Annotated in this window: 10 protein-coding genes; 6 read left to right on the top strand and 4 right to left on the bottom strand. The window is 62.5% G+C overall.

Translation table 11 applies throughout. The annotated features are described in order from the left end of the window. Nucleotides 1–48 precede the first annotated feature (48 nt). Genes IC609_RS15495 through IC609_RS15480 form a run of 4 tightly spaced genes read left to right on the top strand, consistent with a single transcriptional unit; the run spans nt 49 to nt 6,057 of the window. Complete coding sequence (locus IC609_RS15495) at nt 49–1,182, top strand: ABC transporter ATP-binding protein (RefSeq protein ID WP_191820428.1); 1,134 nt, start codon at nt 49–51, stop codon at nt 1,180–1,182. A 15-nt stretch (nt 1,183–1,197) separates the two neighbouring features. Further along, nucleotides 1,198–2,916, top strand: a complete 1,719-nt coding sequence (locus tag IC609_RS15490; protein ID WP_191820427.1) for a glycoside hydrolase family 13 protein — start codon at nt 1,198–1,200, stop codon at nt 2,914–2,916. A gap of 24 nt (nt 2,917–2,940) precedes the next feature. After that, on the top strand, nt 2,941–4,518 hold the full coding sequence (locus IC609_RS15485) for a glycoside hydrolase family 13 protein (RefSeq protein ID WP_225224251.1): 1,578 nt from the start codon (nt 2,941–2,943) through the stop codon (nt 4,516–4,518). 48 nt (nt 4,519–4,566) lie between these two features. Continuing rightward, nucleotides 4,567–6,057 carry a glycoside hydrolase family 32 protein gene (locus IC609_RS15480; protein ID WP_225224250.1) on the top strand — a complete coding sequence of 497 codons (1,491 nt, stop codon included), beginning with the start codon at nt 4,567–4,569 and terminating at the stop codon, nt 6,055–6,057. An 8-nt stretch (nt 6,058–6,065) separates the two neighbouring features. On the opposite strand, the gene IC609_RS15475 is transcribed toward IC609_RS15480, so the two are convergent. The 3 genes from IC609_RS15475 to IC609_RS15465 are packed head-to-tail and all read right to left on the bottom strand — an operon-like array spanning nt 6,066 to nt 7,485. Beyond that, nucleotides 6,066–6,437: a hypothetical protein gene (locus tag IC609_RS15475; protein WP_191820425.1), complete on the bottom strand. Its 372-nt coding sequence runs from the start codon at nt 6,435–6,437 to the stop codon at nt 6,066–6,068. Then, entirely contained in the window at nt 6,434–6,952 is a 519-nt protein-coding gene (locus IC609_RS15470) for an RNA polymerase sigma factor (protein ID WP_225224249.1), read from the bottom strand. Before IC609_RS15470 ends, IC609_RS15475 begins: the two co-directional genes overlap by 4 nt. A gap of 50 nt (nt 6,953–7,002) precedes the next feature. Beyond that, nucleotides 7,003–7,485, bottom strand: a complete 483-nt coding sequence (locus IC609_RS15465) for a DUF6249 domain-containing protein (RefSeq protein WP_191820423.1) — start codon at nt 7,483–7,485, stop codon at nt 7,003–7,005. Nucleotides 7,486–7,592: 107 nt separating this feature from the next. Here IC609_RS15465 and IC609_RS15460 point away from each other — a divergent pair, with 107 nt between their 5' ends. Next, a complete protein-coding gene (locus IC609_RS15460; protein WP_191820422.1) occupies nt 7,593–8,792 on the top strand; it encodes a cation:proton antiporter in 1,200 nt (399 codons plus the stop codon). A gap of 9 nt (nt 8,793–8,801) precedes the next feature. Here IC609_RS15460 and IC609_RS15455 read toward each other — a convergent pair whose 3' ends face one another. Further along, nucleotides 8,802–10,181, bottom strand: a complete 1,380-nt coding sequence (locus tag IC609_RS15455; RefSeq protein WP_333473718.1) for an MATE family efflux transporter — start codon at nt 10,179–10,181, stop codon at nt 8,802–8,804. A gap of 291 nt (nt 10,182–10,472) precedes the next feature. Here IC609_RS15455 and IC609_RS15450 point away from each other — a divergent pair, with 291 nt between their 5' ends. Next, on the top strand, nt 10,473–12,326 hold the full coding sequence (locus IC609_RS15450) for a glucokinase (protein ID WP_225224248.1): 1,854 nt from the start codon (nt 10,473–10,475) through the stop codon (nt 12,324–12,326). Nucleotides 12,327–12,444: the final 118 nt, after the last annotated feature.

The raw sequence follows: 12,444 nt of genomic DNA, 5'->3' as shown, positions 1-12,444 counted from the left end.
TGGGCCTGAACTGCCCCACCGAAACACACACCGCGCTGGAGAAACCCCATGTCCCGCATCGAATTCAAGAACATCTGCAAACGCTACGCACCGCATTTGCCGATGACCATCCACAACGCCAACCTGACCATCGAGCATGGCGAGTTCTGTGTCTTTGTCGGCCCCTCGGGCTGCGGCAAGTCCACCCTGCTGCGCATGGTGGCGGGCCTGGAAGACATCAGCTCGGGTGACCTGCTGATCGGCGATCAGCGCGTGAACGACCTGCCCCCCGCCCAGCGCGGCGTGGCCATGGTGTTCCAGAGCTACGCGCTCTACCCGCACATGACCGTGGGCGAAAACATGGCGTTTGGCCTGCGTGTGCTGGGCTCGGACAAAGCCGAGATCGACCGCAAGGTCAAAGAAGCCGCTGAAATCCTGCAGCTGACCCCGCTGCTGGACCGCCTGCCCAAGGCCCTCTCGGGCGGGCAGCGCCAGCGTGTGGCCATTGGCCGCGCCATCGTCAAGCAACCCAAGGTGTTTTTGTTTGACGAGCCGCTGTCCAACCTGGACGCCGCCTTGCGCGTGCAGACGCGCCTGGAGATCGCCAAGCTGCACAAGGACATGGGCTCGGCCAGCATGATCTATGTGACGCACGACCAGGTCGAAGCCATGACGCTGGCCAACAAGATCGTGCTGCTGCACACGGGGGCACTGATCCAGAAGCGCGGCAGCGTGGCCCAGGTCGGCACGCCCATGAACTTGTACCACCGCCCAGCCAGCCTGTTCGTGGCCGAATTCATCGGCTCGCCCAAGATGAACCTGCTCCAAGGCACTTTGCGGAGCGCCGATGCCAGCCACGCCAGCGTGGACGTGGGGGGCCAGACGATCAGCGTGGCCGTCGATGCGCGTCACCTGAAAACCGGCGAGTCGGTGCAAGTGGGCATCCGCCCCGAGCACATCCCCTTGGGCAGTGAAGGTGCGGGCACAGGCGTGAGCGCCAGCCTGCAGCACATCGAGCGCCTGGGTGATTCATCGCTTTTGTACGTTCAGATCCCTGGGCAGGCGATCGCCACTGTCAAGGTCGAAGGCAGCGCCTCGCTCGCCGCAAGCTCGGCGCTGACGCTGCGCCTGGCGCCCGATCAGCTGCACCTCTTCGACAGCCAGGGCATCGCTTGCCACCGCACCGTGGAACTTCCCGAGTAATGACCCCCACCACCCATGTCTTCATCTGACCTCCGCTGGTGGAAAAACAGCACCGTCTACCAGATTTACCCGCGCAGCTTTTGCGACAGCAACGGTGACGGCATCGGTGACATCCCGGGCATCACCAGCAAGCTCGACCACCTGAAAACGCTGGGCGTGGACGTGGTCTGGTTGTCACCGGTTTACCAGTCGCCCAATGACGACAACGGTTACGACATCAGCGACTACCGCGCCATCATGGGCGAGTTCGGCACCATGGCCGATTTCGACGCCATGCTCGCAGGCATGACCGAGCGCGGCATCGCGCTCATGATGGACCTGGTGGTCAACCACACCTCGGACGAACACGACTGGTTCCGCCAGGCACGCTCGTCGCGCGACAACCCTTACCACGACTACTACATCTGGCAGGAGCCCGTGGATGGCCGGGAGCCCAACAACTGGGAGTCGGTTTTCAGTGGTTCGGCCTGGACCTTCAATGAGGCCACCGGAGAGTACTACCTGCACATGTTCTCGCCCAAGCAGCCCGACCTGAACTGGGAGAACCCCCAGGTGCGCGCCGAGGTCTACGACCTGATGCACTTCTGGTTCAAGAAAGGCGTGCGCGGCTTTCGCATGGATGTGATCAACCTGATCTCCAAGCCCTGGCTGACCCACGGCACCTTGCCTGACGCGCCTGTGGTGCAAAACGGTTTTTTCCAACCGGCCATCGACATGGTCAAGCATGGGCCGCGCTTCATGGAGTTCATGCGCGAGATGCGCCGCGAAGTGCTGGACCACTACGACAGCATCACCGTGGGCGAAGCGCCCTGCGCCACCGTGCAGGAAGCCCGCGACATCACCCACCCCGAGACCGGGGCGCTCGACATGGTGTTCCAGTTCGAACACATGGACCTGGACAGCCAGAGCGGCAAAGGCAAATGGGCGCTCAAGGCCCTGCAACTGCCCGACCTCAAAGCCAGCCTGAGCCGTTGGCAAAGCGGTCTGCACGGCCAGGGCTGGAACAGCCTGTACTGGAACAACCACGACCAGCCGCGCATCGTCTCGCGCTTTGGCGACGACAGCCCGGCCTACCGCGAACGCTCGGCCAAGATGCTGGCCACCTGCCTGCACCTGATGCAGGGCACGCCCTATGTTTACCAAGGCGAAGAGCTGGGCATGACCAACGTGGCCTGGCCCACCATCGACCACTACCAGGACATCGAAACCCGCAACATGTACCGCGTGGCCACACAGGAGCGCGGGCAAATTCCGGCGCGGGTGATGCGCAGCATCCACGCCAAGGGCCGCGACAATGCCCGCACCCCCATGCAGTGGACGGTGCAGGCGCAAGGCGGCTTCACCAGCGGCACACCCTGGCTGGCCGTCAACGACAACCACACCCACATCAACGCCGAAGCAGCGCTGGCCGATCCGCAGTCGGTGTTCCACCATTACCGCCAATTGATCGCCTTGCGCAAGCAGCACCCGGTGCTGGTGCATGGCCGCTACGAGCTGCTGCTGCCCAGGCACCCGCATCTCTTTGCCTACCTGCGTGACGACGGTCAACAACGCCTTTTGGTGCTGTGCAATTTCAGCGGCCAATTCCAGCGACTACCCTTGACCGAACTGCCCACCTTGAAAGGGGCCGAGCCGCTGATCGGCAATTTGCCTTTTGACGAATGGCAGATGGCACCTGACACACTGGCCGCCTGGGAAGCCCGCGCTTACTGGCTGGCGGACACATCCACCTGAGCCCAGCCGTTTTCAGCCCCCCCCATGACCCCCATCCGACACCTGAGTCTGCTCACTGCCATGCTCTGCGCGTGGCCCGCATGGTCACAAAAAGCCGCCCAAGCGTCGGTGTACGAGACTCGCGAAAAGGACTGGCGCAATGGTGCCATCGTCTACCAGATCCTGGTCGACCGCTTTGCCCCCTCTGCCAACCTGGCCGCCAAGCAAGCGCTCTACCCTGCGCCCAAGGTCCTGCGCGAGTGGCACGAGGTGCCCCGCCCCGGCGTCGAGCTGGCCGATCAGAAGCTCAACAGCCAGGAGCTGGAGTTTTGGGGGGGCGACCTGCAAAGTGCACGCGCCAAGCTGGACCATGTGCAGCAACTGGGTGCCACAGCGGTCTACCTCAACCCGATCCACCTGGCCTGGACCAACCACAAATACGACGCACTCAACTTCAAAGCCATCTCTCCAGAGTTCGGCACCCGTGAGGACTTCCGGCAGTTCGCACGCGAGGCACACCAGCGCGGCATGAAGGTGGTGCTTGACGGTGTGTTCAACCACATGGGCCGCAACAGCCCCGCCTTCAAAGAAGCCATGGCCCGAGCCGACAGCCCCTGGCGCCACTGGTTTGCCATCGGCCCGCAATACCAAGGCGGGGCGCGCGTATGGACTGGCTACCAGAACCTGCCCGAGCTGAACCTGGAGCACCCACCGGTGCGCCAGTACCTGTACGAAGCGCCCGATTCGGTGGTGCGCGGCTACCTGCGCGATGGTGCAGACGGCTGGCGCCTGGACACCGCCTATGAACTGGGTCTTCCCTACCTGCGCGACCTGACCCGCGCTGCGCACAAAGAAAAGAAAGATGCCCTGATCGTGGGCGAGATCGTCAACTACCCTGACCAGTGGCTGCGGGCCATGGACGGGGTGATGAACTTCACGCTCGGGACCCTCGTGCTGGGTCTGGCGCTAGGCGACATCTCGCCCCAAACTGCGGCCCGCATGACCGAACGGCTGGTGCAGGACGCGGGGATCGAGCCGATGCTCAAGTCCTGGACCGTGATCGACAACCACGACATCCCGCGCATCGCCACACAACTGCCCGATGCGCGCCAGCGGCGCTTTGTGCAAGCCCTGCAGTTCACCCTGCCCGGCTCGCCCAATGTGTATTACGGCAGCGAAATCGGCATGACGGGCGGCAGCGACCCGGAAAACCGCAACCCCATGCGCTGGGACTGGGTGCGCCAGGACCACCCTGAAATGGTCTGGATGAAACGCCTGATTGCCCTGCACCAGGGGCACCGCGCCTTGCGTGTGGGTGACTACCGCCGCATCGAAACCGAACGGCTCTTCGCTTTCGAGCGCCACACCGACCGTGCGCTCGACACGCGCCTGATCATCGCCAACCCCGGCAACACGCCCGTAACCGAAAAGGTCATGGTCGCCAATGCCGCTCTGATGGACGACACGCCACTCGTGGACCTGCTGGGTGCCGACCCGCGTGCGCCCGTCACCACCATGGGGCCGGGGCTGATCACCGTCACGGTGCCTGCGCAAAGCGTCATGGTGCTGCAACCGGTCGAACGCGAACTCGGTGGCTACAGCCGCTACAAACGCATGCGCTGACGCTGCTCAGTCCACGCCCTCATGCCCTTTTTTGTCAGTTTGCTGATCATGCTTTCCACCACCGGCTCAGATGGCCACGCGCAAGTCGCTGGATTCGACGCACCGCCCCACACGCCGCAATACCGCCCCGCCCACCACTTCACCCCCGCTCAGGCGTGGATGAACGACCCCAATGGCCTGCTGCACCACAACGGCACATGGCACCTGTTTTTCCAGTACCACCCGCATGGCATGACCTGGGGGCCCATGCACTGGGGCCATGCCACCAGCCAGGATTTGATGAGCTGGCAAGAGCAAGCGATCGCGCTTGCGCCTGACCCCTTGGGCATGATTTTTTCGGGCAGTGCGGTGATCGATGTGCACAACACCTCCGGCCTCGGCGCGCCAGGCCAGGCGCCTTGGGTGGCCATCTTCACCCACCACGATGGCGAAGCCGAAAAAGCCGGACGCATCGACCGCGAGCACCAGAGCCTGGCCTACAGCCTGGACGAAGGCCGCACCTGGCAAAAATACGCTGGCAACCCGGTGCTGCCCAACCCGGGGCTCAAGGACCTGCGTGACCCCAAGGTGTTCTGGCATGCGGGCACGGCGCGTTGGGTCATGAGCCTGGCCGCAGGCGACCACATCGCTTTTTATGCGTCCCCCAACCTCAAGGATTGGACCCAGCTCAGTGAATTCGGCCATGCGCTGGGCGCACACGGCGGCGTGTGGGAGTGCCCCGACCTGATGCCCTTGATGCTGGAGGGCAAGCAACACTGGGTGCTGTTGGTGAGTCTGAACCCCGGCGGCCCCAACGGCGGCTCGGCCACACAGTACTTTGTGGGCGACTTTGACGGGCAACGCTTCACCCCGCATGACACGCACACCCGCTGGCTGGACCACGGCCCCGACAACTACGCAGGCGTGACCTGGCACAACACCGCACCGCGCACCCTGCTCATCGGCTGGATGAGCAACTGGGTTTATGCCAAAGATCTGCCCACCTCACCCTGGCGCAGTGCCATGACCTTGCCGCGCGAGCTGTCGCTGCAACGCGTGGGTGAGCAACTGCATCTGAGCGCCCGCCCGGCGCAGGAAGTTGTGCAGCGGCTGTCGAGCTTGCCCACCACAGTGGCATCGCTTTCAACAGACGCCTCTGTGCCGGGCGACGCCTTGCGCCAAGCCGATGGCCGTTTTGCCATCGAACTGACCGCCCCCAGTCTGCAGGACTTCACGCTGACCCTGAGCAACGATGCAGGCGACGCTCTGCACATTGGCTACGACGCAGCGAGTCGACAGTACTGGATCGACCGCACACAGGCCGGCCTGAGCGACTTCCACACCGACTTTGCAGCACGGCACACCGCCCCCCGCATCTCGACCGCACCCGAGGCGCAAGTGTCCCTGTTCTTTGACCGCAGCACAGTTGAGCTTTTCGCCGACCAGGGCCTGACCAGCATGACCAGCCTGCACTTCCCCAGTCAGCCCTGGTCGAAGTGTCAGATCCAGGCTGCTGAGGCGATGCGTGAAGGCCGCTTTGAACTGCGCAGCTTTGAGTGACGTGGAACTCAGTTCATGGCATCCATCGGATGCCATTGGGCCATATTCAAAGCGATATGAACCAGTGCCGCCACACTCAGGCATGCGGCCACAAAGCCACCTTGCAACCAGACTGTTGCGTTCCAGGGGGTCAGCGAAAAAGCCAACCAGCCTTGCGCCATGGCCGGTGTGAACGTCACCAGCAGTGTGATGGCCGTAACCACCATCAGTGTCTCACCCCGGAGCCAGCCAAGAAGGTCTTCCTCTGCACGCGCGTAAGTCACCGGTTGCGGCATGTCCAGCCGATGCAATACCTGAGCCACAAACACCGGATCGGCAGGCACAGGCGCTTCGGTCTTCAATATGTCATCAAGCCAGTCGGATGATCCAGCAGTGTTCATGGCGCATTCTTTCGTGAGTAGGTGGGTTGCCAGGCTGACAACAAATGCCGCAGCTTTTCGCGTCCCCTCAGAACGTGACTTTTGAGGGTTCCCAAAGGCAGCCCCAGAACTTGAGCTGCCTCAGCATGACTCATGTCAGCGTGGTAACAATGCACGATGGCAGCACACTCCATGGGTGACAAGGAAGCCAGTGCTTTTTGCACATCCAGTCGCAGGGCTTGATCAGGCTCATCCCCATTCAAAAACTCCGGCGTGGGGTGATGCACCGGAGAGGAGACGCCTTGCGAAGCCTTGCGTTGGTATTGCAAAAATTCCAGATAAGCAATGCGATGCAGCCAGGTGCTGAACCGAGCGTCGCCTCTGAACGAAGGCAAACTTTGCCAAGCTTTCAGAAAACACTCCTGCGCCAATTCATCGGCCAAGGCACTCTGCCCGTGGGTGAGCTTGCGCAGCACGGTCCGCACCCGTCCCTGATGCAAATTCACCAGTTCAGCAAATGCTTGCGGATCTCGCATGTGCTGCGCCCCGTACAAGCATCGGGCCTCCAGCGCAGGATCTGAAGCGCTCATCCCTGACTGGGGCTTTTGTTGCTCACTCTGCGCGACTCCATGCGCCACAAGCACCCAAGTCCGAAACCCAGAAAGAGGGGAACAATGCCAATCGCCCAAGCGGTATCACCCACCCAACGCCCATTTTCCAGGTTCATCACCCACAGCATCAGACCCAGGCCTGCCCCTAAAGCAGTCAACCACACCGAACTGTGCAGCAAACGCGTCAACCGCACGGCTTCCATCTCGGCTGTCAGCACCTGCGGCACAGGCATATTCACCGGGCTGAGCAACTCCAAGGGAACGACTTGACCACGATCAGCGAAATGCCGCAAGGTCTCATGGCGTAACTGCTCTTGTCGCACTCTGAACACATGCCTCACCACAATGGCCACCATAGGAATGAGCAAAGCCACAATAGGAATCAGCAAGGCCAGGATAGGGGGCCAGAAATTTTTATCCATGTCGTTCTCCGTTGAAAACTGCTTAGATGCCAACACCAGGACTTCTGGATGCAATTCCCCCCAAATAGATGGGATTTTCTACTGGAGCTGACGAGAGCAACTGTCACATAATCCCCGGTCGACGCGTCACTGCCATGTCAAACATGAACACCACCGAAATCTTCCTGATCGCGATGACGATCATCTTCACCGTACCCTATCTGATCTGGCGACTGGGGCGCACCGACTATGTCGCACCGCTGGTGGTGGTGCAGATCATCACCGGCATCCTGCTGGGGCCAGGCATCTTGGGTCGCCTGTTTCCGGACTACTACAGCTTTGTGTTCAATCCGGCGGTGGTGCAGTCGCTCAACGGCATTGCCTGGTGGGCAGTGATGCTGTTCGTATTCATTGCTGGCATTGAGCTGGACCTGGGCCAAGCCTGGGCCCATCGCCGTGAAAGCAGCATCACGGCAGGCCTGGCATTGGGCATGCCACTGCTGTTTGGCTGCGGTGCGGCTGCCCTCATGCTGATGCACCCTGGCTGGATCGGGCCACAGGCCCTGACCTGGCAATTCGTACTGGGCATTGGCATGGCCTGCGCCGTGACGGCTTTACCGATCCTGATTTTGCTGATGGAAAAGATGGACATCCTGCGTCAGCCGCTGGGCCAGCGCATCCTGCGCTATGCCAGTCTGGACGACATCGCCATCTGGGGCGTGCTGGCCCTGATCCTGATGGACTGGGCACGGGTGGGCAAGCAAGCCTTCTTTTTGCTGGCATTCGCGGTGTTGAGCCTGTTGTTCAGAAAACTCATGGCCCGGCTCCCCGAGCGTGACCGCTGGTATGTCTGCCTGGTCTGGCTGGCCGTCTGCGCTTTTGGGGCTGACTGGTCAGGGCTGCACTTCATGGTGGGGGCCTTCATGGCGGGCGCCGTCATCGACGCGCATTGGTTCAACCAGGAACGCCTGGACATGCTGCGCCACCATGTGCTGCTGGTGATGATGCCCGTGTTCTTTTTGAGCACCGGGCTGCGCACCAACTGGGCAGTGGGTGGTGAGGCCGTGTTCGTGGCCGCCGCCTTGCTGCTGCTGGCTTCGGTCAGCGGCAAATTGGCGGGCATTCAACTGGCCGGCAAGATTTTGAAGTGGCCTGCGGGCGAAGCCTCGGTCATTGGCTGGCTGCTGCAGACCAAGGCGCTGATCATGATCATTTTTGCCAATGTGCTGCTCGACAAGCAGGTCATCACGAACGAGGCTTTCACCGCCCTGCTGCTGATGGCCGTGGCCAGCACCATGCTCACCACCCCCATGGTGACGCCCAAGCTGGCCCGCATGAAAGAGCTGCTGACGCGCAGCGCCTGAACGGACGCCTCAGTGCCCCGCCGGGGCTTGTGCCCGCATGCGGGCATGGGTTTTCCTGGCGTAGGGCATCCAGCCTTGGGTGAGCCAGCGCCGCCACATCAAGAGGCCGCGAATCCACTCATCGGCCGCATAAGCCATCCACACCCCGGCCAGGCCCCAGCCCCAGTGCACGCCCAGCAGCCAGCTGCCTCCGGCCAGTACAACGGCCATGGACCCGGCTCCGGCATAAAAGGGGTAACGTGAATCGCCTGTGGCGCGCAGCGCACCGATCACGATCAGGTTGAAGGTGCGCCCCGTCTCCAGCAGGATGGACAGCCACAGCAGTCGGCTGCCTTCTTGCAGGATGTGCGGGTCTTGCGTGAACAGGCGCAGCAACCAGGGCCCCGCCAGCGCCATCACGCAAGCCACCAGCAGCGTCACACCCAGGCCGATGGTTTGCGCCTTGCGCACCAGATCGTGCGCCTGTCGCAATTGGCGCGCCCCGATCAGATGCCCCACCACCATCTCCACCGTGATGCCGATCGCCATGCCGCTGATGAGGATCCACATGTTGAACTGCAGCACATAGGTCTGTGTGGCCAGCGCCTGCGTGCCCAGCACACCGACCGCGGCCACACTGACCATGAAAGCCAGCTCCCAGGCCAGGTTCTCGGCTGCGCCCGGCAAGCCGATGTGCAGCACGGGCACGAGCTGCGCGCGCCGCACGCGCCACCAGTCCGCCCATGCCGGGCGCAGCCCCAGGCGCAAGCGCCACAGCCACAAATGCAGCGCCATGCCCACGACGCGACTCACGATGACGGCCAGCGCAAAACCGGGCAGGCCCCAGCCCGACCAATCCCCCCAGCCGTGCATCAGCGGCCAGGCCAGCGCCAGGTGCGTGAAGTGCATGACCACCATGACCTGCAATGTGTCGCGGTTGCGCAGGTGCGCGCGCATGACCCCAGCCATGCAGGCATTCCAGGCGTCCAGCAGCAAAGCCAAGGCCAGACATTGCAGAAACGGCGCCGCCAGCTCGAGCACATCGGGCGGGGCATTGAGCAACTTCAGCAAAGGCAAGGCCCCCACGGCGGCCAGCAAGGCGGCGAGCCCCCCCATCCAGGTGCCCGAGGCGAGCGCAGCGCGGGCCACACGGTCGGCTTCGTCCCGGTGTCCGGCCCCCAGGTTTTGCGTGATGACCACACTCACGCCTGCGCCCACCAGGCGAAAGATCATGAACAGCAGCCCAAACAGGTGGTTGGCCAACGCAAAGCCACCGCCTGCCGCATCCGAAATGCGAGACGCCAGCGTGGTGCCCGCCAGCCCCACCAGCATGCCCAGCGACAACTCGATGAAGAGCGGCAGGACCAGGGCGCGGATATCAGCGGCCTTGAAAGCGCGCGGCGCACTCACGGCGCCACCCCGCAAACACACGTGCAGCCCAGCATATCGCCGCATCCTGACGAAATCAACATGGAATCCTTGTGAATCAGCCCGGCCGCCGGGGTAGCAATACTACAGAGCCAACGGGTATTGAGCCTAGAATGACGCAAGCACCATCCTGCGCCTTGAAATTGTCCTATGTTTTGTCTGCGTTACGCACCAACTGACCGGTTCATTCCGGTTACATGCTGCTTGGACATCGGACCGGACCTGCGTCATTCAATGACAGCCACCGCCAGCACCGCCCCCTGATTGCCCGCCATGATCACCCCAGAGTCACCCCGCCTGATTGCCGACATCGGCGGCCTGTATGCCCGCTTTGCCATCGAGCTCGAGCGCGGCCAGTTCACACACCAGGCTTCGCTGCGCTGTGCAGACCACCCCAGCATGGAGCAGGCCATCCGTGCCTACCTGGATTCGGTGTCCCCCCTCAAAGTGGCCCACGCGGCCATCGCCGTGGCCAACCCGGTCGAAGGCGACCAGGTGCGCATGACCAACTACCACTGGCAGTTCTCGATCGAAGAGACCCGCCAGTCACTGGGACTGGACACGCTGGTGGTGGTCAACGACTTCACCGCGCTGGCCATGGCGCTGCCCAAGATCAGCGCCGCCGATGCACGGCAGGTGGGTGGCGGCCAACCCGTGAGCAACAGCGTGATCGGCCTGCTCGGCTCTGGCACAGGTCTGGGCGTGTCGGGCTTGATCCCGGCGGGCGACAGCTGGATCTCGCTGGGCTCCGAAGGGGGCCACACCAGCTTCTCGCCGCGCGATGCGCGCGAAATCCGGGTGCTCGAATACGCCTGGAAGCAGTTTGACCACGTCTCTTTTGAACGCCTGTTGTCGGGCTCGGGTCTGGAGCTGATCCACCAGGCACTGGCATCAGGCCCATCCTTGAGTGCACCTGAAATCACACGCCGTGCCCTGGAGCAAGAAGACGCACAGTGTCTGGCCACACTCGATGTGTTCTGCAACATGCTCGGCACGGCGGCCAGCAACCTGGCCGTGACGCTGGGCGCACTGGGCGGCATTTACATCGGCGGCAGCATCGTGCCCCGCCTGGGCGAGTTCTTTGACCGCTCAGGTTTCCGCCAACGCTTTGAGGACAAGGGCCGCTTTCGCCAATATGTCGAGCACATCCCGACCTATGTGATCACCGCCGAGAACCCGACCTTTCTCGGGGTCTCGGCCATTCTTGAAACCCAGTTGCGCACGCTGCAGAACTCTGCGGGTTCGGCCATCCTGTCACAAATCCGGCGTCTGCACCCTCAACTGTCACCCGCCGAGCAACGTGTGGCCGATCTGGTGCTGGCCCAGCCGCGTTCGGTGCTGAACGACCCGATCCACGACATCGCACTGGCCGCAGAAGTGAGCCAGCCCACCGTCATCCGCTTTTGCCGCTCCGTGGGCTGCAAGGGCCTGTCCGACTTCAAACTCCGCCTGGCCTCAGGCCTGAGCGTTTCGGTGCCCATCACACACACCCAAGTCACCCTTGACGACTCGATGCTGGAACTGGGCGCCAAAGTGCTGGGCAACACCGCCAATGCGGTGCTACAACTGCGCAACGAGTTGCAGCGCGAGTCGATCGACAAAGCCATCGACCTGCTCGCTGCCGCCAAACGTGTCGAGATTTTTGCCGTCGGCAATTACGCCGCCGTGGCACAAGACGCGCAAATGAAACTGCTGCGCCTGGGCGTGCCTTGCGGTGCCCACACCACACCGCATTTGCAGCAACTCACCGCCGAGGTGATGAACGGTGATTCATTGGCCATCTTCATCAGCAGCGGAGGCAATCTGCCCGAATTGCTGGAGCTGCAGCAAAAAGTGAGCGAACGTGGCGCCAAAGTGCTGGCCATCACCGCCAACCAATCGCTGCTGGCCAAGCGTGCCGATGCCGCACTGGTGGCCGAGCACAACGAACACGCCGCCACCCACTTGCCCATGGTCAGTCGCGTGTTGCACCTCTTGCTGGTGGACATCCTGGTGGTGGGTCTGGAAATGCGCCGTGTGGTCGGCAAAGGCGCCGACAGCGCCCGCGCTGCCTCGCCCACCAGCCCTTCCGCGCCGGGTGTTCGCATCGCCACACCACTCAGGCCCGCCATTTCTCACAGCCAGTGAGGGGCTCTCGGGCAGCCCCGGGATTACCCTTATGTAGTTTTCTTTCTTTTATCTTTGATTTTTTTGTAATCGAATTACAATTCCTCTAGCCCTCAAGGGCCGAATCAAGAGGAGAAAT

Origin of the sequence: Limnohabitans radicicola (assembly GCF_014837235.1) — a bacterium.
Lineage (GTDB): Bacteria > Pseudomonadota > Gammaproteobacteria > Burkholderiales > Burkholderiaceae_C > Limnohabitans_A > Limnohabitans_A radicicola.
This window is presented reverse-complemented; position numbering and strand designations above follow the sequence as displayed.